This is a genomic window from Primorskyibacter flagellatus (assembly GCF_014638275.1).
GTDB lineage: Bacteria > Pseudomonadota > Alphaproteobacteria > Rhodobacterales > Rhodobacteraceae > Pseudooceanicola > Pseudooceanicola flagellatus_A.
Genome location: NZ_BMFJ01000001.1, coordinates 783,498 through 804,830, shown reverse-complemented (window position 1 = coordinate 804,830; position 21,333 = coordinate 783,498). Strand labels below are relative to the sequence as shown.

Annotated in this window: 20 protein-coding genes; 8 read left to right on the top strand and 12 right to left on the bottom strand. The window is 66.9% G+C overall.

What is annotated here, in order from left to right; genetic code table 11:
• Positions 1 to 16: 16 nt before the first annotated feature.
• A complete protein-coding gene (locus IEV87_RS04040) occupies positions 17 to 610 on the bottom strand; it encodes a VPLPA-CTERM sorting domain-containing protein (protein WP_188476386.1) in 594 nt (197 codons plus the stop codon).
• Between the two features lie 223 nt (positions 611 to 833).
• Here IEV87_RS04040 and IEV87_RS04035 point away from each other — a divergent pair, with 223 nt between their 5' ends.
• The 3 genes from IEV87_RS04035 (at position 834) to IEV87_RS04025 (ending at position 2,483) form a co-directional block, all read left to right on the top strand.
• On the top strand, positions 834 to 1,190 hold the full coding sequence (locus IEV87_RS04035) for an MmcQ/YjbR family DNA-binding protein (protein ID WP_188476385.1): 357 nt from the start codon (positions 834 to 836) through the stop codon (positions 1,188 to 1,190).
• Positions 1,187 to 1,567 carry a GFA family protein gene (locus tag IEV87_RS04030; protein ID WP_188476384.1) on the top strand — a complete coding sequence of 127 codons (381 nt, stop codon included), beginning with the start codon at positions 1,187 to 1,189 and terminating at the stop codon, positions 1,565 to 1,567. Before IEV87_RS04035 ends, IEV87_RS04030 begins: the two co-directional genes overlap by 4 nt.
• Before the next feature lie 100 nt (positions 1,568 to 1,667).
• Complete coding sequence (locus IEV87_RS04025) at positions 1,668 to 2,483, top strand: isocitrate lyase/PEP mutase family protein (RefSeq protein ID WP_188476383.1); 816 nt, start codon at positions 1,668 to 1,670, stop codon at positions 2,481 to 2,483.
• A 191-nt stretch (positions 2,484 to 2,674) separates the two neighbouring features.
• Here the strand turns inward: IEV87_RS04025 and IEV87_RS04020 are convergent, their stop codons facing one another.
• From IEV87_RS04020 to pdhA, 5 genes are all read right to left on the bottom strand, one after another.
• Positions 2,675 to 4,411, bottom strand: coding sequence for a VPLPA-CTERM sorting domain-containing protein (locus IEV87_RS04020; RefSeq protein ID WP_188476382.1), 1,737 nt, complete (start codon positions 4,409 to 4,411; stop codon positions 2,675 to 2,677).
• A gap of 293 nt (positions 4,412 to 4,704) precedes the next feature.
• Entirely contained in the window at positions 4,705 to 6,036 is a 1,332-nt protein-coding gene (locus IEV87_RS04015) for a pyruvate dehydrogenase complex dihydrolipoamide acetyltransferase (protein WP_188476381.1), read from the bottom strand.
• Between the two features lie 102 nt (positions 6,037 to 6,138).
• The gene (locus IEV87_RS04010; RefSeq protein WP_188476380.1) at positions 6,139 to 7,539 is read right to left on the bottom strand and encodes a pyruvate dehydrogenase complex E1 component subunit beta; all 1,401 of its coding nucleotides are present in this window, start codon (positions 7,537 to 7,539) and stop codon (positions 6,139 to 6,141) included.
• 1 nt (position 7,540) lies between these two features.
• Positions 7,541 to 7,927, bottom strand: a complete 387-nt coding sequence (locus IEV87_RS04005) for a VOC family protein (protein ID WP_188476379.1) — start codon at positions 7,925 to 7,927, stop codon at positions 7,541 to 7,543.
• Between the two features lies 1 nt (position 7,928).
• Complete coding sequence (gene pdhA / locus IEV87_RS04000; protein WP_188476378.1) at positions 7,929 to 8,957, bottom strand: pyruvate dehydrogenase (acetyl-transferring) E1 component subunit alpha; 1,029 nt, start codon at positions 8,955 to 8,957, stop codon at positions 7,929 to 7,931.
• Between the two features lie 233 nt (positions 8,958 to 9,190).
• On the opposite strand from pdhA, the gene IEV87_RS03995 reads away from it, so the two are divergent.
• Positions 9,191 to 9,838, top strand: a complete 648-nt coding sequence (locus IEV87_RS03995) for a VPLPA-CTERM sorting domain-containing protein (RefSeq protein WP_188476377.1) — start codon at positions 9,191 to 9,193, stop codon at positions 9,836 to 9,838.
• A 45-nt stretch (positions 9,839 to 9,883) separates the two neighbouring features.
• Here IEV87_RS03995 and IEV87_RS03990 read toward each other — a convergent pair whose 3' ends face one another.
• From IEV87_RS03990 to IEV87_RS03975, 4 genes are all read right to left on the bottom strand, one after another.
• Positions 9,884 to 10,183: an FtsB family cell division protein gene (locus IEV87_RS03990; protein WP_188476376.1), complete on the bottom strand. Its 300-nt coding sequence runs from the start codon at positions 10,181 to 10,183 to the stop codon at positions 9,884 to 9,886.
• A gap of 112 nt (positions 10,184 to 10,295) precedes the next feature.
• Positions 10,296 to 10,616, bottom strand: coding sequence for an SH3 domain-containing protein (locus IEV87_RS03985; RefSeq protein WP_188476375.1), 321 nt, complete (start codon positions 10,614 to 10,616; stop codon positions 10,296 to 10,298).
• 68 nt (positions 10,617 to 10,684) lie between these two features.
• On the bottom strand, positions 10,685 to 11,578 hold the full coding sequence (locus tag IEV87_RS03980; RefSeq protein WP_188476374.1) for a fructose bisphosphate aldolase: 894 nt from the start codon (positions 11,576 to 11,578) through the stop codon (positions 10,685 to 10,687).
• Between the two features lie 104 nt (positions 11,579 to 11,682).
• Positions 11,683 to 12,867 carry a phosphoglycerate kinase gene (locus tag IEV87_RS03975; RefSeq protein ID WP_188476373.1) on the bottom strand — a complete coding sequence of 395 codons (1,185 nt, stop codon included), beginning with the start codon at positions 12,865 to 12,867 and terminating at the stop codon, positions 11,683 to 11,685.
• 409 nt (positions 12,868 to 13,276) lie between these two features.
• Between IEV87_RS03975 and IEV87_RS03970 the strand changes: the two genes are divergently transcribed.
• The 4 genes from IEV87_RS03970 (at position 13,277) to IEV87_RS03955 (ending at position 16,456) form a co-directional block, all read left to right on the top strand.
• Entirely contained in the window at positions 13,277 to 13,783 is a 507-nt protein-coding gene (locus IEV87_RS03970; protein ID WP_188476372.1) for a peptidylprolyl isomerase, read from the top strand.
• Positions 13,776 to 14,321: a peptidylprolyl isomerase gene (locus IEV87_RS03965; protein ID WP_188476371.1), complete on the top strand. Its 546-nt coding sequence runs from the start codon at positions 13,776 to 13,778 to the stop codon at positions 14,319 to 14,321. Before IEV87_RS03970 ends, IEV87_RS03965 begins: the two co-directional genes overlap by 8 nt.
• 198 nt (positions 14,322 to 14,519) lie before the next feature.
• Positions 14,520 to 15,464, top strand: coding sequence for an SGNH/GDSL hydrolase family protein (locus IEV87_RS03960; RefSeq protein ID WP_188476370.1), 945 nt, complete (start codon positions 14,520 to 14,522; stop codon positions 15,462 to 15,464).
• A 428-nt stretch (positions 15,465 to 15,892) separates the two neighbouring features.
• Complete coding sequence (locus IEV87_RS03955; protein WP_188476369.1) at positions 15,893 to 16,456, top strand: VPLPA-CTERM sorting domain-containing protein; 564 nt, start codon at positions 15,893 to 15,895, stop codon at positions 16,454 to 16,456.
• Positions 16,457 to 16,552: 96 nt separating this feature from the next.
• On the opposite strand, the gene cysE is transcribed toward IEV87_RS03955, so the two are convergent.
• Both cysE and IEV87_RS03945 read right to left on the bottom strand, forming a co-directional pair.
• Positions 16,553 to 17,356, bottom strand: coding sequence for a serine O-acetyltransferase (gene cysE, locus IEV87_RS03950; RefSeq protein ID WP_188476368.1), 804 nt, complete (start codon positions 17,354 to 17,356; stop codon positions 16,553 to 16,555).
• Between the two features lie 96 nt (positions 17,357 to 17,452).
• A complete protein-coding gene (locus IEV87_RS03945) occupies positions 17,453 to 21,331 on the bottom strand; it encodes a baseplate multidomain protein megatron (protein WP_188476367.1) in 3,879 nt (1,292 codons plus the stop codon).
• Between the last annotated feature and the right edge of the window lie 2 nt (positions 21,332 to 21,333).

Genomic DNA, 21,333 nt, shown 5'->3' with positions numbered 1-21,333 from the left:
CCAAGCCCCTTCCGGTTCAGCGCCGCCGTCTGGCCAGTGCAAGCCCGCCAAATGCCACGAGGATCAGCGGCATCGACGCCGGCACTGGCACCACCCCGGTGTCCGTGTTCAAGATCCGCACCACGCCGGAAAACTGCCGCGCCTGGCCGACACCTGTCACACCGGGGTTGGTCAGAAAGAAAGCGGCGACCGGCATCGTGATGGTGTCGCCGAAATCCGGCAGAACCGCGCCGTCTGCACCGAACGTCACCTGGAAATCGACCGTGTTGCTGCCGATGGCCCCGCCAAGCATCTGGCCGTAGAGAACCAGCGCCAGCCTGTTTGTCAGTACGGGCGCGCCGACCACGGCGAATCCGGTATTGGCCAAGGTCATCTCCGTCCCCGAGATCGAGAACGGTGTAAGGTGACTCATGGTGCCTTCCACCCGGTTCGGCTCCAGCCGGTCGGCCGTGAAGGACAGGGCGAACCGCACCGGGCCGGACGCGGAATAGGTCGCACCCGTGTCGAAATCGCTGCCCTGGAAATCGCCCGTGGCGTAATAGCTCGCTGCCCTGGCCGCACCGGCAAGCAGCAGCACGGCCAGCGCCGCGCCGAGAGTCTGTCTGATCATAATCTGTCCTGAAAAAAGTTGGTAACGGCCCCATCATATCCGAGTCGCTGAAACAAAAAGGAAAATCCTTCTCCGCCGCGCTCTTGCGGGCCAGAAGCGCCCCGCCTTTCGGCAATCTTCCGCCAGCATCCCGGCGCCGCCGCACAGAGCGTCACGCGGCCCGGGCCCTGCGTGCGCAAACGCCGTGCTTGCGCCCCCGCGACCGGCCTGCCACCCTGCCGCCATGACCCGTGACCTCGTCCGTTCCGTTTGCGAAACCCTGCCCGGCGCCGAGGTCTCCGACCCCTGGGGCGGCGGCCACGACGCCTGGAAGGTCGGCGGCAAGATGTTCGCCTGCATCGGCTCCGTCACGCCGGGCGTCGCGGTCAAGACGGCGGATCCGGAGTTCGCGGCGATGATGATCGAAAACGGCGATGCGCAACGCGCGCCCTATTTCCACAAGAGCTGGGTCCTGCTGCCCTGGGGCACGGAAGAACGCCTGCTCCGCGACCGCCTTCTCGTCTCCTACGACATCATCCGCTCCGGCCTGACGAAAAAGGCTCAGGCTGCCCTGCCACCCCGCCCGGAGCATCCGGAATGACCGTTTCACGACATGAGGGTGGCTGCCTCTGCGGCGGCGTCCGCATCACCGCCACGGGGCAGCCCGACCGCATCGGCATCTGCCATTGCCTCGACTGTCGCAAGCATCACGGCGCGGTCTTCTACGCCGCCGCCATGTACCCCGCCGCGCAGGTGCAGATCACCGGCGACACCCGCAGCTTCCGCGGGCGGCACTTCTGCCCGACCTGCGGGTCCTCCGTCTTTGCCATGGACGGGGACACCTGCGAACTCCACCTCGGCACCCTGGATACCCCCGGCGCCCTTGTCCCGGATTACGAGGTCTGGACGATCCGCCGGGAACCCTGGCTGCCCGCCTTCCCCGGCATGGCCCTTCACGACCGCGACGCGGAGAGCTGACCCTTCGGCCCCGCCCGAACCGTCACGCTTTGTCCTTGCAACTGTCCCGGCCCCGGCCAATCCTGCGCGCACTCAGGTCGGTTATTCAGTGGAGGTTCCCATGCACGATCCCGGTCCCGCGTTCCGCGCCCTTCACCAGCCCGGAAAACCGTTCGTTCTGGCAAACGCCTGGGACATCGGCTCCGCCCGCATGCTCGCCGCCATGGGGGCCGAGGCGCTGGCCACCTCCTCCTCCGCCTATGCCTTCACGCTCGGCCTGCCCGACGGCAACATCACCCGGGACCAGGCGCTGGCCCATGCCCAGGACCTCGTCTCCGCCACGCCCCTTCCCGTCTCGGGCGATTTCGAGGACGGCTTCGGCGCCGATCCCGACACCGTCGCCGAAACCGTGCGCCTCGCGGCGGAGATCGGCCTCGCCGGTATCTCGATCGAGGACAATCCCGCCGACCGCACCCCCTACGCCCGCGACCTCGCCATCGAGCGCATAAAGGCCGCCATCGCCGCCGCCCGCGCCCTGCCCCGCGACTTCGTTCTGGTCGCCCGCGCCGACGGAATCCTCAACGGCGCATATGGGATGGAGGAAGCCACCGCCCGCCTGCGCGCCTTCGACGAGGCCGGCGCGGATTGCCTCTACGCCCCGATCCCGCCCACCTTCGACGACCTCGCCGCCATCTGCGCGATGACGAAGACGCCGGTCAACGCGCTCGCCGCCGGGAACTTTGCCAGCTACACGCGCGAGGATTTCGCCCGCATCGGCGTCGCCCGCATCTCCCTCGGCGGCGGCCTGCTGCGCGCCGCACAGCGCCGCATCATGGACGCCTTCCAGGAGATCGTGGAGGACGGCAGCTTTGCCATGCTCAAGAAGACGGTGCCGGGTTCGGAGGTCGACGCGATGCTGCGGAAATTCATGGGGTAATCCGCCTTTCGGCAGAGCGCGAACACGACAGGCTGGGATGTGCGGCGCCTTGTGGCGATGCCACGCGGACCATGCCGCCCTGCGCCCACCGCGCTGTACCGCAAACGCCCCCCGGCCCGGCGCCCGCCCCCACCCGAAAAGAAAACGGCCCCGGTCCCCCGGAGCCGCCCGTTGCGATACCCGCCCGTGCCTCAGCCCTTGCGGCGCATCAGCCCCAGACCGCCAAGCGCCCCCAGCATCAGCACCGCGCCCGCCGGCTGCGGCACCGCCGGGGTCGCCTCTGCCGCCAGCTGCGCCGCCGTGAACTTGCGGTCGGAGAAGAAGATGTTCTCCCACGAGGTGATCCGCAGGAAAAGCTCATCCGCCCCGATGGTGAAGGTCAGGCTGAAGATGCCCGAGGTGTAGGTGAGAGAGGTCAGCTCCGAAAAGCTGTAGACGGTAAAATGAAACAGGTCGACTCCGTCACCACCATCGAAAAGAGCGCTCTGCGATCCGCCGAGAATTCCGAACGGGTTTCCGTGCATGATAAACGCGTCCTCGCCCGCACCGAAATCCGCACCGCCGATCAGCCTGCTGTAGCCGTTCTGCGTATAACTGTCGTTGCCCGCCCCCAGGTCGAGGGCGAGACCACCCGTACCTTCGATCAGCCCGCTGTTGTCGATGACCTGCGCGGCGGTATTGGCACCGGCGGCTTCGTCCTTTTCGACCAGCACGCCTGTGGTTCCGCTGATCGTACCATCGTTGTAGATGGAGCTGTCGGTGGTGCTCTGTTGGAAATGGATACCCGCCCCCACAGTTGAGCGGATCGTTCTGTAGTTGTGTATTTTACCGCTCTTGAGATCGATGGCGTCTTGGGCATCCTCACCGCCGGGGCCGTCATTTTCGATGGTGCCTCCATTGTAAATAGAAGCATTCTCGCCGACTTGGACAGCGTCTTCCTGCGCCACAATCGTCCCGTGGTTTTCAATCACTAAATTGTCGCCGCCCGTTACTCCTCTCTTACCCGCGCGGATACTGATGTCGCTATAGACGTAACTCAGACGTTCAGCACTGCCCCCCCCATTGCCCACTTTGATCCCATCCATCCCCGCAGAGATGCCACCCAGGTTCCGAACAACCGCCATATCCCCTGCGACGACTCCGTTCGCGCCTGCCACGATTCCGGCGGTTGTGTAGACCACGCTCGAATATCCAGCCTGAACACCGTCGCCGATGGCACTGATACGACCGCGATTCGCAACGGATGCATAATCACCTAAAACGACCCCGACGCTCCCCGCGTCCACAAAGGCCCAGGTCTCCACAAAAGAATTGTTGCCCGTCTGGACCCCTACAGCGGCGGCCTCGATTGAGCTCTCATTTGCAATATATGAACTATCGCCGGTATTGATCCCGTTCCCACCCGCGATGATCTTACCGTAGTTCACAACGACGGAATCGTCATGCGCCTCAATCCCGACCGAGCCAGTACCAAGCGCGTGAATGATGCCTGTTCTGTCGTTCCAGACCTCCGCATCTACACCCACACGGATCCCGCCCGAGTTCGCGCCGACGGTGGTAATTGTCCCGGAATTGTTGATGAAGCGGACATCTTGTCCCGCCACGATGCCCGGCGCATTCGGACCCGTGGACGACACCGCTGCCTTTTCGGTTACGTGTATGTCAGCCCGGTCTCCGGCACCGATGACCGGAGTGCCGCCTGACGACGGCGGTGCGGAAATATCGTCGCCGACCACCGCCGAACCGGTCACGATTATATCGAGATCGTGGAACGATCCGGCGTCAATCCGGTCGAAATAGGTCAGGGTGCTTGCCGAGCAGGTGATTGTATCGCCGTCAGCCAGCGGCATTGGCATGGTGCAGGTCGCGGCCAAGGACGCGCCGGATGTCAGGATAAAAACAATGGCGGATGTGGAAAGTAGTTTCATGAATGCTCCCGACCATGGAAACGAACCGAAGAACCGGACCGGCGCAGATTGGCACCGGTCGTTTCCAATATCCAGTCGCAAGAAAGGCCCAATTGCAAGAGCGCGGTTTCAGTCGCGCCATCGCGAAACGCCCCCGGTCTGAAAATGCGGGCCGTGCGCCGGCGGTTCCGTCTGATCGCGGGACGAGGCAATACCGGGCATTCAACTTCCGTAAAACCCGACGCCAATACCGCCCCCCCCGACGCCGACCGGAGCGCCGCGGATCAGGCCCGCGCCCCGGCCCCTCGCGCCGTTCAGGCCAGCATGGCCATCGGGTTTTCCAGCCCGTCGACGATTGCCGCCAGAAGCTCCGCCCCGAGTGCGCCGTCGATCACCCGGTGGTCGACGGAGAGCGTGACGGACATGACCGTCGCCACCTCGACCCCGCCATCCGCCCCGACGACCGGTTTCTTCACCCCCGCACCGACCGCGAGAATGGCCCCGTGCGGCGGGTTGATGACCGCGTCAAAATTATCAATTCCGAACATTCCGAGGTTGGAAATAGCGAACGACCCGCCCTGGTATTCATGCGGCGCCAGCTTGCGGTCGCGGGCGCGCGCGGCCAGGTCCTTCATCTCAACCGACAGGGAAGACAGGCTTTTCTTGTCCGCATCCTTGAGAACCGGGGTGAACAGCCCGCCTTCGATCGCCACGGCCACCGCGACGTCGGACGGCGTGAGTTGCAATATCCGGTCATTTGCCCAGACCGCATTGGCCGCCGGAACCTGCTGCAGCGCCAGCGCGCAGGCCTTGATGATGAAGTCGTTGACCGACAGCTTCACGCCCCGCTTCTCGAGCTGGCCGTTCAGCTGCGACCGGAAGGCCATCAGCGCATCCAGCCTGATGTCCCGGCGCAGGTAGAAATGCGGGATGGTCTGCTTGGCCTCGGTCAGGCGGGCGGCGATGGTCTTGCGCATCCCGTCCAGCTTGACCTCGGTGACCTCACGGTCGGCATACATCCTGAGGACTGTCTCCGTCGACGGACCGGCCGGCGCGACCCTGGCCGAGGCCGCCTTGCCCGCAGGCGCATCCGCCTTCTGCGCAGCCGTCCCCGCCGCCGGAGCCTTCGCCCCCTCCACATCCGCCTTCACGATCCGTCCCTTCGGGCCCGACCCGGCGATCTGCGTCAGATCCAGCCCCTTCTCCGCCGCGATCCTCCGCGCCAGAGGAGAGGCGAAGACCCGCTCCCCATCCTTCTTCGGCGCCGCCGGGGCCGCAGCCGCGTCGGCCGGGGCCGCCGGTTTCGCCTCTGCCTTGGCCGGAGCCGTGTCACCCTCGGTGGCATCCTCCTTCGCCGGCGCCGCCTCCGCCTTCGCGGTCGACCCGATATCCTCCGCGGACTCCCCGTCCTCAAGCAGCACGGCGATGGCGGTGTTGACCTTCACCCCCTCGGTTCCGGCGGCAACCAGCAGCTTGCCGATCACGCCTTCGTCCACGGCCTCGAATTCCATCGTGGCCTTGTCCGTCTCGATCTCCGCCAGCAGGTCGCCGGAGGACACCGTGTCCCCCTCCTTCACCAGCCATTTCGCCAGCGTCCCCTCCTCCATGGTCGGGGACAGGGCGGGCATCAGGATTTCCGTGGGCATGGGATCAGCTCCTGTTGTCGGCGCGGGAACCGGGGCCACCGGCGAGGGGCCAGCCCCTCGCGCTCCCCGGAGTATTTACGGCAAGATGAAGGGACAGGCGGATCATCGGTAGGTCACCTGCTTGACCGCCGCGACCACCTCGTCCGTGGTCACGAGCGCCAGCTTCTCGAGGTTCGCCGCATAGGGCATCGGCACGTCCTTGCCCGTGCAGTTGATGACCGGCGCGTCGAGGTAATCGAAGGCGTTCTGCATGATGTAGGCCGACAAATGGTTGCCGATGGAGCCGACGGGGAAGCCCTCCTCCACCGTCACGCAGCGGTTGGTCTTCCGGACCGACGCGATCAGCGTGTCATAGTCGATCGGGCGCAGCGTGCGCAGGTCTATGACCTCGGCGCTGATGCCCTCCTCCGCCAGCCGGTCCGCCGCCTCGAGGGCATAGGTCATGCCGATGCCGAAGCTGACGATGGTGACATCGCTCCCCTCGCGCCAGATCCGGGCCTTGCCGAAGGGGACGGTGAAGTCTTCCATCACCGGCACGTCGAAGGACTTGCCGTACATGATCTCGTTTTCCAGGAAGATCACCGGGTTCGGATCGCGGATCGCCGACTTCAGCAGCCCCTTCGCGTCCGAGGCCGAATAGGGCATCGCCACCTTCAGCCCCGGAATGGCCGAATACCACGCCGCGTAGTCCTGGCTGTGCTGCGCGCCCACGCGGGCCGCCGCGCCATTCGGACCGCGGAACACCATCGGCGCGCCCATCTGGCCGCCGGACATGTAAAGAGTCTTGGCGGCCGAGTTGATGATCTGGTCAATCGCCTGCATCGCGAAGTTGAAGGTCATGAATTCGACAATCGGACGCAGCCCCCCGAAGGCCGCGCCGACCGCGATCCCCGCGAACCCGTGTTCGGTGATCGGCGTGTCGATGACCCGCTTGGCCCCGAATTCGTCCAGCAGCCCCTGAGATACCTTGTAGGCGCCCTGGTATTCGGCCACCTCTTCGCCCATGAGGTAGACATTGCCGTCGCGCCGCATCTCCTCGGCCATGGCATCGCGCAGCGCCTCCCGCACGGTCTGCTGGCGCAGTTCGGTGCCCTCGGGCCAGTCCGGTCCGGCCTGCGAATGGACCTGTTCCGCACCCGATGCGGAACCTCCCGACGCCTTCGCCTCTGCGGGGGCCTTCTCCGTCTTCTCCTCCGTCTTCGGCGCTTCGTCCTTCGCCTCGGGTTCGGACGTCGGCGCGGGGACGTCGCCGACCTCCTCGCCTTCCTCGACCATCACGGCGATCGGCGTGTTGACCTTCACGCCCTCGGTCCCGGCCTCGATCAGGATCTTGCCGACGACGCCCTCGTCCACGGCTTCGAACTCCATCGTCGCCTTGTCGGTCTCGATCTCCGCAAGAATATCGCCGGAGGAGACCTTGTCCCCCTCCTTCACCAGCCATTTCGCCAGCGTGCCCTCTTCCATCGTCGGGCTCAGCGCGGGCATCAGCACTTCGGTCGCCATGTCAGTCCTCCTTGAGCGGAGAGATCATCCCCACGATATTGCCTTCCCCGTCCTCGACATAGGCACAGCGGCCCACCCCGGGGTAATCCATCGGCGGCAGCGCCTCCGCCCCGCCATGCGCAAGGGCCCAGTCGTAGCTGGCGTCGCAATCGGCCACGTCGAACGTCATCGTTCCGCCCCGCACCGGGGACCCGGCCGCGGGCGCCGCGCCCATGCGGTTCATCATGCCGCCGGTTACGCCCTTGCCCTCGCCGATATCCGCGCCCTCGATCAGCTGGTACCCGATCTCCTCGCCTCCCGGCATGGCCGCGAAGGACCAGCCGAACAGACCCGTGTAGAACGCCCGCGCCCGCGCGCCGTCGCTGACATGTATCTCGAAATGCGGCATGTCAGGCCTCCGCCGCCTCGCCCTGCGGGACCTCGCTGGCGTAGATGTCGGTCCACAGTTCGCTCACGTCCGGCTCCGGGCTGTCCTTGGCGAAGTCGGCGGACTTGTTGACGATGTCCTTGATCTCCTTGTCGATGGCTTTCAGGTCGTCTTCCGACGCATGGCCGCCGTCGATCAGCATGTGGCGCACCCGCTCGATCGCGTCGCGCTCCTCCCGCATCTTCTGCACCTCGTCGCGGGTCCGGTACTTGGCCGGGTCCGACATGGAATGCCCGCGATAGCGGTAGGTTTTCACCTCCAGGATATAGGGCCCCTTGCCCGAGCGGCAGTGCGCGACCGCGGTCTCCCCCGCCTCCTTCACCGCCAGCACGTCCATCCCGTCGACCATCTGCCCGGGGATGCCGAAGGCCTCCCCCCGCTTGTAGATGTCCGGAGACGAGGTCGAGCGCTGCTGAGACGTCCCCATGGCGTACTGGTTGTTCTCGATCACGAAGACCACCGGCAGCTTCCACAGCGCGGCCATGTTGAACGTCTCGTAGACCTGACCCTGGTTCGCCGCCCCGTCGCCGAAATAGGCGAAGGTCACGCGGCTGTTGTCCAGATACTTGTCCGCAAAGGCCAGCCCCGCCCCGATCGGCACCTGCGCCCCGACGATTCCGTGCCCGCCGTAAAAATGCTTCTCCTTTGAGAACATGTGCATGGAGCCGCCCTTCCCCTTGGAATAGCCGCCCTCGCGCCCCGTCAGTTCCGCCATCACCCCGTCCGGGTCCATCCCGCAGGCCAGCATGTGCCCGTGATCGCGGTAGGAGGTGACGCGCTTGTCCCCTTCCTCAGCCGCGGCTTCGAGCCCGACGACAACCGCCTCCTGCCCGATGTAGAGGTGACAGAACCCCCCGATCAGCCCCATGCCGTACAGCTGGCCGGCCTTCTCCTCGAACCGGCGGATCAGCAGCATGTCGCGATAGTAGGATTTCAGCTCCTCGGCCGAGACGTTGCTCTTCGCCGCCGCTGCGGATTTGCGGGTTGCCATCCGGGGCCTCCTCCCGTGCGATAGTTTAACGTTGAACTATTCAATAAAGAATGTCCCGCCCTCTGACGAGAGTCAATATGACGCGCCGCTCCGCATCCGGGGCATAAAGTAGTTTACCCAAGGGAACCCGGCCGGTATGAAGGACCTGCGCATTTCGCACGACCAAGACATTTCCGGGGAGGTCCCTTCGCGCTCCGCCCCGGCCCGCCAATCATTTCTACAGGAGCCATCTGATGACGAACCCCACCTTTCTGGGCACGACCCTCGCCCTGTCCCTGCTCGCCGGCACGGCCCAGTCCGCGGTCTTCACCTATGACACCGCCGCCGCCTTCGCCACGGCGACCGCCGGCATGACCCTCAGCACCGAGGATTTCGAGGACGACACCCCCGGCAGCTACTACGGCGACGGCAATTCCGTCGACGTCGGCGGCTTCTCGCTGTCCAGTGACCACCCGAACGACGCGCCGCGCAACACCATCGACGCGCAGCCCCTCCAGTTCCCCGAATTCAACGTGAACGGATCGACCGTGGCGAACATCCTCTACGGCCTCGGCACCTCCCTCACCCTGACCTTCGACAGCCCGATCTTCGCCTTCGGTGCCATGTTCGCGGACCTCAACAACGGTGTGGTCAGGACCGAGATCGACGTCGCCGGCGCGACGCTGACACCTGCCGTCGCGGGCATCGGAGAGGTCCGGTTCTTCGGCTTCGTCTCCGACGCGGCCTTCTCCACCATCACCTTCCGGGGCGTGGAGAACGACGGCTACGGCATGGACGATGTGGTCTATGGCGGCTCCGCCCCGGCCATCCCGCTGCCCGCCGGCCTGCCACTGCTGCTGACCGGGCTGTTCGGGCTCGGCGCCCTGCGCCGCCGGGGCTGACCGCAAAACCGACGGCACCGGCCCCGCGGGGCCGGTGGACCCGGATCACCGGATGACGATTTCGTCCGCGCGCATCACGCCCAGAACGTCGCGCGCCTGCTGGTCCAGGAGATCGAGATCGAGGTAGTCGTCCGAGAGGCGTTTGGTGAGGTTCTCCATCCGCGCCACATCCGCCTTCAGCCCGTCCAGCTGTTCGGCCAGGGAATCCCGGTCCGCCTGGATCTCGGCACGCCGGAACAGCCCCATATCCCCCTGCACGGCAGAGAAGGTGAAGTACAGACCGGCACAGAAAACGCCTGCGAAGTAGATCAGCCCCGAAAAAGCCGGGCGCCCCAGATTGCTCATTTTGCCCTCGTCCACCTCTGACGGGTGGTGCACGCACTATGCCACAGGCGATTCGCCCTGTGAAACCCTTTCCGATTAAACCCCGGTTAATTCCCCATCACAAAGACGGGGCCTATCCCGCCAGGTCCACCAGCCAGTTGCCGTGCACCCAGCCCTTCCGCTTGGGATTGCCGTAGACGATACCGATCCACTTGCCGTTCCTGGCGCAATAGGCCACCACATCCTTGTTGTGCAGCCGGTCCAGCTCCGCGTAGGAGGCCCCCGGCCCGCTGCGCACCGCCAGGAACCCGTCGCCCCCGGCCTTCAGCCCCTTGACCACGCTGCTGGCACAGCCCGCGGCCTCGCCGTCCCGGGGCACGTCGAACTCCACGTCCAGCCCCTGCGCCGCAACCGGAGCCGCCGCCAGTCCCAGTACCACCACCAACCACCGCATCGCCGCTCCCTTCATCTTGCCCGAAGTATCCGCAGGGGGTCCGGGGGGCGGCAGCCCCCCGGCGCGTGTCACCCGGCGACCGACGCCTGATAGATCCCCTCGATCGTCTCCGCCAGTACCGCGTCGAAATCCGCATCGGACTGCTGCGCCGAAAGCCCCTCGGTCAGCGCGCGCGAGAAGGATGCGATCATGCCGGTCTGGCGGGACAGGCGCGCATTGGCCTCCTCGCGCGAATAGCCGCCCGACAGGGCCACCACCTTGATGACGCGGGGATGATCGACCAGCGGCTTGTAGAGGTTGTCCTGCTCTGGCAGCGTCAGCTTCAGCATCACGTCCTGCCCCTCGGGCAGCGCGTCCAGCGCCGCGCCGATCTCCGCCAGCAGCAGCGACTCCGCCTCCGCCTTGTCGGCGATGGAGATCGTCACCTCCGGCTCGATGATCGGCACGAGGCCATGTCCGAGGATCTGCTTGCCCACCTCGAACTGCTGCGCCACCACCGCCTTGACCCCGGCAGGGTTGGCCGCCGAAATGACCGACCGCATCTTGGTCCCGAAGATCCCCTTCGCCACACCCTTTTCAAGCAGTGCATCCAGATCCGGCATCGGCTTCATCACCTGCACGCCGTCCTTTTCGTCCGCCAGACCCTTGTCGACCTTCAGGAACGGCACGACATGGCGCTTCTCCCACAGGTACTGCGCGGTCGGAATGCCGTCGATATCGCCGTCCATGGTACGTTCGAACAGGATCGCCCCGACCACCTTGTCGCCGGTGAAGGCGGGCGACTTGATGATCCGGGCACGCATGTCGTGGATCAGCCCGTACATCTCCGCCTCGCCGGAATAGGCATCCTCCGAAATCCCGTAGAGCTTCAGCGCCTTGGGCGTCGATCCCCCGGACTGGTCGAGCGCGGCGATAAAGCCCTTCCCGGCGGCAATCTGCTGTTTCTGCTGGTCTTTGCTCATGTCGAAACCCGTCTCTTTGAAAAATGCGCGGTCCCTCGGACCCTCGCCCCGGTTCTAGTCACCGCCGCCCCGTCTGGCCAGCCTTTTGGCACTAACGGAAGCGCTCACCCGCCCAGAGCCGCAACTCCGGGCAGCACCTTGCCTTCCATCCACTCAAGGAACGCGCCCCCGGCGGTGGAGATATAGGTGAACTTCTCCGCCGCTCCGGCCCCGTTCAGCGCCGCCACCGTGTCCCCGCCCCCGGCGACCGACACCAGCAGGCCCTTCTCCGTCAGCTCCGCCGCCCGCGCGGCGGCCGCATTCGTCGCGGTGTCGAACGGCGGGATCTCGAACGCACCGAGCGGGCCGTTCCAGATCAGCGTGCGCGCGCCCTGCAAAACGTAGCCGATCTTCTTCACCGCCTCCGGCCCGGCGTCGAGGATCATCGCATCCTCCGGACAGTCCTCCGCCGCGACCACCTCCGAGGCGGCGCCCGCCTTGAACTCCCGCGCGACGACCACATCCTCGGGCAGCACGATCTCGCAGCCCGTCGCCTCGGCGATGCGCAGGATCTGCCGCGCCGTGTCGGCCAGATCATGCTCGCACAGCGATTTGCCGACCGCCTTGCCCTGCGCGGCGAGGAAGGTGTTCGCCATGCCCCCGCCGATCACCAGATGATCCACCTTGCTGACGAGGTTGCCGAGAAGGTCCAGCTTCGTCGAAACCTTCGCTCCGCCGACCACCGCCACCACCGGGCGCATCGGATCGCCAAGCGCGCGTTCCAGCGCCACCAGTTCCGCCTCCATCAGCCGCCCGGCGCAGGAGGGCATCAGATGCGCCACCCCCTCGGTCGAGGCATGCGCCCGGTGCGCCGCGCTGAACGCATCGTTGCAGAACACGTCACCCAGCTTCGCCAGCCGCGCGGCGAAGGCCGGGTCGTTCGCCTCCTCCCCCGCATGAAATCGGATGTTCTCCAGCAGGATGACTTCGGCCTCCGCCTGTTCCTGCGTCGGGTTCTCGGCGGCTTCCAGCGTTTCGATGAAGGCGACCGGATGGCCAAGCGCGCGGCGCAGCTCCGGCAGCACCTGGCGCAGCGACATGTCCAGCACGACCTTGCCCTTGGGCCGCCCGAAATGCGCGACGATCACCGGCTTGCCGCCCTTTGACAGGATGTCCTCCACCGTGGGCACGATCCGCTCGATCCGGGTCGCGTCGGTCACTTTCCCGTTCTCCACCGGCACGTTGATGTCGACCCGCAGCAGGACCCGCTTGCCCGTAAGGTCCATGTCGTCGAGCGTCTTCCACCCCATGCCGTAAACTCCTGAGAAATATGGTCGCGCGCCTTTTCGCGTGCGCAGCATGGGCCGTCAACACTGGTAGCGCCACCGGCGGAAAAGGGCGAAACAATGGGCGGTCCGGGGCGCGGATTGGGGCAGTCCAACGGGCTGGACGACCCGCCCCGGCCCGGCAGATGCACCCGGACCGGAACAAGGCACGCAGTGCCGCCGGTCCAGCGCCCGTCCGCCCCCTCGGGCGGGCGCTTGTCTGCCGACCGCGCCGTACGATCGTTCGACGTGAAGACGCCATAAAGTGACGACCACATCCGATGCTCGCCCGCCCGGCGGACAGGCCCCGGCCCTCCCGTCTTGGACGCCCCCGCCCTTCACATTCCCCCCAACCCCGCATACACCTTCCCCCAACCCGGAACAGGAGGACCAAATGGCCGACATCAAAGACCCCGAAAACACCATCCTCATGGAACTCAAGGGCGGCACCGTCACGATCGAGCTTCTGCCCGACGTCGCCCCCCAGCACGCCGCCCGCATGAAGGAACTCGCCCGCGCAGGCGCCTACGACAACGTCGCCTTCCACCGCGTGATCGACGGCTTCATGGCCCAGACCGGCGACGTCCAGCACGCCAACATGGAAAAGGACTACAACCCCCGCATGGCCGGCACCGGCGGATCGGACCTGCCCGACCTGCCCGCCGAATTCTCCAAGCTGCCCCATGACCGCGGCACGCTTGGCGCGGCGCGCTCCTCCAACCCGAACTCGGCCAACAGCCAGTTCTTCATCAACTTCTCCGACAACAACTTCCTCAACGGCCAGTACACCGTCTACGGCCGGGTCATCGACGGCATGCAGCATGTCGACGCCATCACCCGGGGCGAGCCGCCCGCGAACCCGGACCGCATGATCTCCGTCAAGGTGGCCGCCGATGCGTAACGCGCTGCTCGCGCTGGTGCTGACGGCCTCCCCGGCCTTCGCCACCGGCCTCGACGTCGAAATCGCGGGGCAGGCCAACGGCACGGTCCACATCGACCTGTTCGAGGATCTCGCGCCCAACCACGTCGCCCAGATCACCGCCATCGCCGAATCCGGCGCCTATGACGGCGTCTGGTTCCACCGGGTGATCGAAGGCTTCATGGCCCAGACCGGGGACGTGCAGTTCGCCAGGGACGGCGGCGACATGCGCCGCGCCGGCATGGGCGGATCGGACCTGCCCGACATCGCCGCCGAATTCACCGACACGCCCTTCGACCGCGGCGTCGTCGGCATGGCGCGGTCGCAGGATCCCGACTCCGCCAATTCCCAGTTCTTCATCATGTTCGCACCGGGCCACTTCCTGAATGGCCAGTACACCGTGGTCGGCCAGGTGACCGAAGGGATGGAGATCGTCGACGCGATCAAGCGCGGCCAGGGCCAGAACGGCGCCGTGTCCGGCGAACCCGACCGCATGGTGAAGGTCACCGTGACAGAATGACCATCTGACGCCATCGTCATTCCCGGACCCGTCCGGGAATGACACCGCCGCCGCCCCATTCCGGCCCGGATTTTTTTTCCCAGCCCTCTCAGCCGGCTAACCGACGCAGCCCCGCCTGTGCACCCCGCCGCTCCGGCGATCGGCACGTCCCGTGCTACATTTCCCCCACGGACCCATTATCCGACCGGAGGAAATCCCTTGTTCAGCACATTCAGTCACACCCTTTCTGCCACCGCCCTCGGCCTCCTGCTCGCCGGACCTGCCGCCGCTGTCGGCATCGGCCCCTTCAGCGACCTGATCGTCTTCGGCGACAGCTACAGCGACAGCGGCAACGCCTCCATCACGACCTTCGGCCTTGTGCCGAACCCGACCCGATACCCGAACGGCCAGTTCACCAACGGCGATGTCTGGGCGACCCAGCTCGGCGCGACGGCGGCGCTTGCCGGGGGGACGAACTACGCTTTCGGCGGGGCCGAGGCGCAGGGCGAAGCTGGCGACCTGATCCCCGATTTCGGCCTGCAGATCGACAGCTTCCTGCTCAGTCTCGCGGGGGGTCTCAGCCTCGGGCCGACCCCCGTCGTCGGCATGTTCATCGGTGGCAACGATCTGCGGGAAATCCCCGACTCCGCCAGCGCGCCCGGCGTCATCGCGGATACCGTCGGGGCCATCGGCACCGGCATGCAGCGGCTGATCGACGCCGGGCTCGGCGATTTCGTCGTGTTCGGAATGCCCAACCTCGGCCGCCTGCCGGAAAACGCCGCCCCCGGGGATGCCGCCTCCGGAACCGCCGCCGCGCTGGCCTACAACGCCGCGTTGACGGCCCGCTTCGGCACGCTCACCGGCGCGCATGACATCCGCTACATCGACACCTTCGCCCTGCTCGAAGGCGTCTTCGCCGATGCCGCCGCGCTTGGCTTCACCAACACGACCGAGGGCTGCATCGACGCCGAAGCCAACCCCGCTCTGTGCAGCGGCGACCTCGGCTATCTGTTCCAGGACAACGTGCATGTGACGGAGCGGGTGCAGACCGTCCTCGCCGATGCCTTCACCGATGCGGTGATGCCTGCGGTCCCCCTGCCCGCCGGCGGCCTGCTGATCCTGTCCGGCCTCGGCGCCCTGACCCTGCTGCGCCGCCGCGCCTGAACTGAGAGGGGCCCACAGCGCGCAATACCTCCCGTTTCCGGCGCAAGAGCCCCCACCCAACACGACGGCCCCCTTGCCGACGCGAAAGACCTCCTCCCCACTCGACGGATCCCCTCCTCCTTCGGGGGGAGGGTTGGGGATAGGGAAGAATTGGGGAGGGTGCACACCATGGAATGAGTCAGCCCGGGAAGCGCTACAAGGAGCACCCGCCTCTGCCTTTCTGCGCGCGCCTCCGGTCAGGACCACTGCCCATCCTGCAGGCAACAGCCGCATCCGAAATCCGAAGAACGCCCAATTGCACGGGCGAAACCGAAGTTCCGTTGACAGGCAACCGTTTCCGTTATTCCGTTGCCTTATTCTTAGAACCATCGTCCGTCGGCATCTGTCAGGTCCGGCGCGACGACACCCAATTTTTGACAGGTAGGCAGATGACCAAGAATTTTACTCTTCCCGCGCTTGCACTCGGCGCATTTCTTCTGGCCCCGGTTTCCGGCGAAGCAGCGACCATCCAGTATCTCTCCGGCAGCACCACGACGGCCATCGGCGTGGAAAACGTCGACGTTGGCGGCACGCTTTACGATGTGGCCTTCACGACCGTCCGTCAGTCGGAAATTCCGACCACATACGTGTTCACGGACTATGCGACGACCAAGGCGGCGCTCGGGATTCTGGGCGACGCGCTGAACGTCGCCAACATCACGGCGATTTCTTACGGCCCCTCCTATTCCTACGCCAACTCCGCGGCGACGACCTGGTACTCGAATGACAGCACCACCGCCTACGGAACGGTGGTGCGACTGGTCTCGGGAACCTGGACGACCGCTTACAACGGCGTATCCACGTCACCCCTGAATACAACCGCCTTCCAGTTTTCGGCTGTCTGGACCGTCGCTGGCGGCACCGATGGCGCGGTGCCCCTGCCCGCGGCCGCCTGGCTTCTCGCTGCGGGCCTGACCGGGTTCGCCGCCTTGCGCCGCCGCATCCGGTACTGAGCGGGGCGGCTGAGCCATCATAAAAAAAGGACGGGTCTGACAACCCGTCCTCACCCTGTACCGAAGGCCGCCCCGAGAGCCGTCCTTCCGGGGGCGTCACCCCCCGAACAGATGGTTCATCGACAGCGACGGCTGATCGCACCCGGCCTCGCCCACGACCTTGGCGGGAACGCCGGCGACCGTCTTGCAGGGCTCCACGTTGTGCAGCACCACCGACCCGGCGGCAATGCGCGAGCAGTGCCCGATCCTGATATTGCCCAGCACCTTCGCCCCGGCCCCGATCAGCACACCGTCGCCGATCTTGGGATGGCGGTCGTCGTCTTCCTTGCCGGTCCCGCCAAGCGTCACCGAATGCAGCATCGACACGTTGTTGCCGACGACCGCGGTTTCCCCGATCACGATGGAATGGGCGTGGTCGATCATGATCCCCTGCCCGATCCGGGCCGCCGGGTGGATGTCGATGCCAAAGACCTCGGAACAGCGCATCTGGAAGAAATAGGCCAGGTCGCGGCGTCCCTCGGTCCACAGCCAGTGCGACACGCGATAGCTCTGCACCGCCTGGAAACCCTTGAAATACAGCATCGGCTGGATGAAGCGGTGGCAGGCCGGGTCACGCTCATAGGTCGCGACGATATCGGCACGCGCCGCCGCCGCCAGCGCCGGATCGGCGCGGTAGGCCTCGTCGCAGATCTCGCGGATCAGCTGCTCGGACATCTCCGAATTCGTCAGCTTCATTGCGATGCGATAGGCCAGCGCGTTTTCGATCGACGGGTGGTGCAGCAGCGCCGAATGGATCTGTCCGCCAAGCAGCGGTTCGTCCCGGATCGCCTGCTCCGCTTCCTGCGTCATCCGCTCCCAGACCGGATCGACGGAAGAGACCTTTGCGCGCACGTTCGCCATGGGGAAATCCTTTTCGCTGCTCCCGCCACCCTAGCAGATAGCAACCCGGTCCCAAAACGCAATGGTGTGAACTGGTCCATCTCCGTCGCGAATGGGTCAGAGCGTCAGCCGCCCCCAGCCCCCCGGCCCCGTCACCGCCGACACCTGCGCCACCTCGACCCGACGGCCTGCCGCCCCGCCGTCCGCCGCCTGATCGGCCGCGGACCAGACCCATTCCGGCACCCCCACCTCGGCCTCCCGCAGGATCTGCGGGCCATCCATCACACGCACCAGATACCGCTCCGCCTCTTCGCCAAGCGGCACGTCGAGCCCGTCCCAGCTGTCCGCCCCGATGCGCGAGCGCCGGATCCAGCGGATCGTCAGATCCCCGGTGCCCTCGGCCCGTAGATGCACCGGGGACAGCGGCCGCAGACCCATTCCGTCGAAGGCATGCACCTCGTGGCGATAGCTTCCGTCCGCGTAGGGACGCCGCGCCGGACCGATCCGGAAATGCCGCACCAGCCCGCGCTGCGCCGGGCTCAGCCCGATCTGTTCCGGCGCCCCGTCCATCAGCACCACATAGGACCCCGCGGGCCAGAACGGAGGCATCCCCGCATCCGTCCCAAGCTGCCCGCGCAGCCGGTGGCTCACCAGCCAGACCCCGTCCCCCGCCGGCACCGCATCGCGGAACTGGAACAGCTCCCACCCGCCGGGCGTCCCGTCGCCGATCGCCATCAGGTTCTTCCCCGCCAGCAGCCCCGCCTCTGTCACCGACTCCAGCGCGCCGGAGGTCAGCCGCAGCGCCAGCGGCTCCCCCCGGTCCACGCGCCCCGGCGCGGCGGCGGCCAGCGGTGCGGTCGTCACCCCGATCACGGCCCGCCGGTCGATCACCCGGTCCAGCAGGTAATCCGCATCCTCGCCGCTGGAATAAACCCCGACCGTCCCCGGCCAGGGCTGCGCGGTCACCGCCAGATGCGGCGCATACGGCACCTCCTCCCCGCTCATCAGCGGCAGGTCGAGGAACAGCGGAAACACCGGCACCGGCGGCACGAACTCCGCCACCCGCGCGACCTCGTCCGCCACGTCGACCGGGCGATAGCTCTCCGCGTCGATGCGCACGGCTTCTGCGATGATGGACGCGCCCCGCTCCACCCGGTCGATCCGCCAGAGGTCCGGCGCCTCCCCGATCCGCACCACATCCCCCGGCCCCCGCATCGCCATCGACGGCGGCAGGGCAAAGCGCACCGTATCGCGCGCGACCTGCGCCTCTGCCAGCCAGCGTTCCGCCACCTGCCGCCCCTCGCCCCGCAGCATGGCGAGCCGCAGCTCCTGCCCCGCCGCCGTATCGCTGTCGACGCGCGGCAGGATCGCCTCCTCCGCCACCGTCTCGAAATCCCCGCCGTTGAGCGTGAAGCGGACGCGCACGCGCCCCGCCATCTCCGCCTCCGCCGCGCGCGTCTCCTCCAGCGTGCCGTCGATCTCCTTCACCAGCGCCAGCCGGTCGGGGTCCAGATCGCCGTCAACCGCCCCGTCGCGCATGACAAAGGCCAGCACCCCGTCGCGGTCCACCGCGTCGAAGCCGAAACGCAGCATGAGCGGCTGCAGCGCCGCCCGGCCCGTGGCCCCCGCCGGTTCCTCATAGCCCCAGACCACGCCATGCAATCCGCTGACATCAATCGCGAACAGGCCCGACCGTTCGCATATCTCCCGCACCAGCCCGGCCAGCGAGCGCGCCGATCCGCGCCCCGACAGCCAGTGCCCCCGCGCATGGTTCGCCCCGTCGGACCAGAAATCGCGCCGGTTCGGGAACCACGGCCAGGGCCGCGCATCCCAGGCCCAGACATGGGCGCGGGACATCTCCACCATGTGGCGCCCGTCCACCGCCGAAACCGCATTGTTTTCAGACCAGTAGGACAGCATGGCCCGCAGGTACTGCATCTGGATAACATCGTCCCGCCGCCCCGTGGAATGATACGGCAGAGACGACTCCGACGACTTCGCGTCGAGAAACTTGTTCGGCTGGTTCGTGCCCTTGTCCACCGCCGCGCAGCCGAGTTCCGTGAACCAGATCGGCTTGGACATCGGCTCCCACCCCGTCGGGGCAAGTTGGCGTACCCCGCCGATCCGCTCAAAATGAGCGTTCTGCCACCACGACCGGAAATCCTTCACCCGCCAGATCCATGGCTCCCCATGTGCCCCGTCGGTGATCGGGGTCCGTATCTGCGCCGTCCGCGCCTGATCGGAATGGTAGAACCAGTCATAGCCCTCGCCCCCTTCGATATTCGCCTTCAGGTAGTCGAGGTCATGCACTCCCCCCCAGGTTGCATCCAGATGCCCCTCTCCGTCGCGCCAGTCCGACAGCGGGACATAGTTGTCCACCCCGACGAAATCGACGTTCTGATCCGACCAGAGCGGGTCGAGGTGGAAGTACCGGTCCGCCGTCCCCTCCGGCGTGTAACCCGCATACTCCGTCCAGTCCGCCGCATAGCCGATCTTGACCGAGGGGCCGAGGATCGCCCGCACCTCCGCCGCCAGCGCCTTCAGCGCCGTGACCGCCGGAAAGCCCGAGTCCGAGCGCAGGGTCGTCAGCCCCCGCATCTCCGACCCGATGCAGAAAGCGTCCACCCCGCCCGCCGCTGCCGCCAGCGCCGCATGATGCAGAATGAACCGTCGGTAACTCCACTCCGCCGGCCCGGTATAGCTCACCACCCCCTCGCCCACGCTGAAGTCCGCAGCCGACGCCGTGCCGAAGAACGCCGCCACCTGCGCCTCCGCCGCCGCCGTCCCGTCCGGTGACCCCGACACGCCGGGCGCAAGGGCCCCGGTGATCCGCCCCCGCCACGGCAACACGGGCTGATCCGCCGCGCCGGTCCACGGATCAACCAGCCCGTTCCCCGCCATCTGCGTCATCAGCAGGAAGGGATAGACCATCACCTTCTGCCCGCGCGCGACCATCTCCCGGATCGCCTCGATCACCGAGGCATCCGAGGGCGTCCCGCCATAAATAGCCCGGCCCTGATCCTGCGGCACCAGCCCCGCCGCCGCCCGGCTCACCCCCGCGACCGACCACGGCATCGACCCGTCCCGCTCTGCCTGCTCCACCAGCGGCCGCACCGTGCACAACCCGCAGCGCAGGTCGTCCCCGAACCAGCTCACCACCAGCGAGACGTGCTCGCACTCCGGCAGGTCCACCGCCATCTGGTCCAGCGCCGTCGGGAAATCCGCGCGTCCGGACGGAGAGCTGACATTCGCCATCTCAACCCGCCCCGCGCCATGATCGAACCGCACCGGCGTCGTCGCCAGCGCGTATTCCCCCGACCCCGGCAGCATCGCCACCGCCCGGATCGCCCGCGCCGGATCGTCCGGGGCCACGTCGGCGGGGGCCGGGCGCACCACCTCGAAGCTGAACTGCGGCACCCGGTTGCCCCATTGCTCCAGCGCCAGATCCTCCAGCACGATGTAGGCCGTACCGCGATAGGCGGGCACCGCGCCGGTGCCCTCCACCGCCTCCATCTTCGGGTCGGGCAGTTGGTCGGCGGACCCGGTGTAGACCCGCATGGACAGTTCCGAGGTCGCGATCTCCGCCCCGTCCGCCCAGACCCGGCCCACGCCGCCGATCTCGCCCTCGCACAGCGCAATCGCCAGCGACACCCGGTAGGAATAGCGCCGGACCTCGGGCTGCGGCGCGCCCTTGCCGCCGCCGGACCGCGTCACGATCTCCTCGAACTGCGTCGCCCAGATCACCTGCCCCGCGACCCGCATCCGCCCGTGCACCCGCGCCACCGGATCGCCCTCGCCCGCGCCCATGATGCGCAGCCGGTCGACGCGCCCCGTCTCCACCGGTTCCGCCCCCTGTCCCATGAGCCGCTGGTCGATCGCCCGCCCGATCACCGCGCCGACAAAGCGCCCGGCGACGACGGAAGACAGGCCGAACACCGTCCCGCCAAGCGATCCGCCGATGGCCGCCCCGGCGGCGGAGAGGAGTAGCGTTGCCATGG

Excerpts from the sequence above, each read along its gene's own strand:
- IEV87_RS03980 (WP_188476374.1), bottom strand. The coding sequence starts at position 11,578 with ATGAGCAAAGACCAGCAGAAACAGCAGATTGCCGCCGGGAAGGGCTTT.
- IEV87_RS04020 (WP_188476382.1), bottom strand. The coding sequence starts at position 4,411 with ATGAAACTACTTTCCACATCCGCCATTGTTTTTATCCTGACATCCGGC.
- IEV87_RS03970 (WP_188476372.1), top strand. The coding sequence starts at position 13,277 with ATGGCCGACATCAAAGACCCCGAAAACACCATCCTCATGGAACTCAAG.
- IEV87_RS04005 (WP_188476379.1), bottom strand. The coding sequence starts at position 7,927 with ATGCCGCATTTCGAGATACATGTCAGCGACGGCGCGCGGGCGCGGGCG.
- IEV87_RS04040 (WP_188476386.1), bottom strand. The coding sequence starts at position 610 with ATGATCAGACAGACTCTCGGCGCGGCGCTGGCCGTGCTGCTGCTTGCC.
- IEV87_RS04030 (WP_188476384.1), top strand. The coding sequence starts at position 1,187 with ATGACCGTTTCACGACATGAGGGTGGCTGCCTCTGCGGCGGCGTCCGC.
- cysE (WP_188476368.1), bottom strand. The coding sequence starts at position 17,356 with ATGGCGAACGTGCGCGCAAAGGTCTCTTCCGTCGATCCGGTCTGGGAG.
- IEV87_RS03955 (WP_188476369.1), top strand. The coding sequence starts at position 15,893 with ATGACCAAGAATTTTACTCTTCCCGCGCTTGCACTCGGCGCATTTCTT.
- IEV87_RS04010 (WP_188476380.1), bottom strand. The coding sequence starts at position 7,539 with ATGGCGACCGAAGTGCTGATGCCCGCGCTGAGCCCGACGATGGAAGAG.
- IEV87_RS03945 (WP_188476367.1), bottom strand. The coding sequence starts at position 21,331 with ATGGCAACGCTACTCCTCTCCGCCGCCGGGGCGGCCATCGGCGGATCG.
- IEV87_RS04025 (WP_188476383.1), top strand. The coding sequence starts at position 1,668 with ATGCACGATCCCGGTCCCGCGTTCCGCGCCCTTCACCAGCCCGGAAAA.
- IEV87_RS04015 (WP_188476381.1), bottom strand. The coding sequence starts at position 6,036 with ATGCCCACGGAAATCCTGATGCCCGCCCTGTCCCCGACCATGGAGGAG.
- IEV87_RS03965 (WP_188476371.1), top strand. The coding sequence starts at position 13,776 with ATGCGTAACGCGCTGCTCGCGCTGGTGCTGACGGCCTCCCCGGCCTTC.
- IEV87_RS04035 (WP_188476385.1), top strand. The coding sequence starts at position 834 with ATGACCCGTGACCTCGTCCGTTCCGTTTGCGAAACCCTGCCCGGCGCC.
- IEV87_RS03985 (WP_188476375.1), bottom strand. The coding sequence starts at position 10,616 with ATGCGGTGGTTGGTGGTGGTACTGGGACTGGCGGCGGCTCCGGTTGCG.
- IEV87_RS03995 (WP_188476377.1), top strand. The coding sequence starts at position 9,191 with ATGACGAACCCCACCTTTCTGGGCACGACCCTCGCCCTGTCCCTGCTC.
- pdhA (WP_188476378.1), bottom strand. The coding sequence starts at position 8,957 with ATGGCAACCCGCAAATCCGCAGCGGCGGCGAAGAGCAACGTCTCGGCC.
- IEV87_RS03990 (WP_188476376.1), bottom strand. The coding sequence starts at position 10,183 with ATGAGCAATCTGGGGCGCCCGGCTTTTTCGGGGCTGATCTACTTCGCA.
- IEV87_RS03975 (WP_188476373.1), bottom strand. The coding sequence starts at position 12,867 with ATGGGGTGGAAGACGCTCGACGACATGGACCTTACGGGCAAGCGGGTC.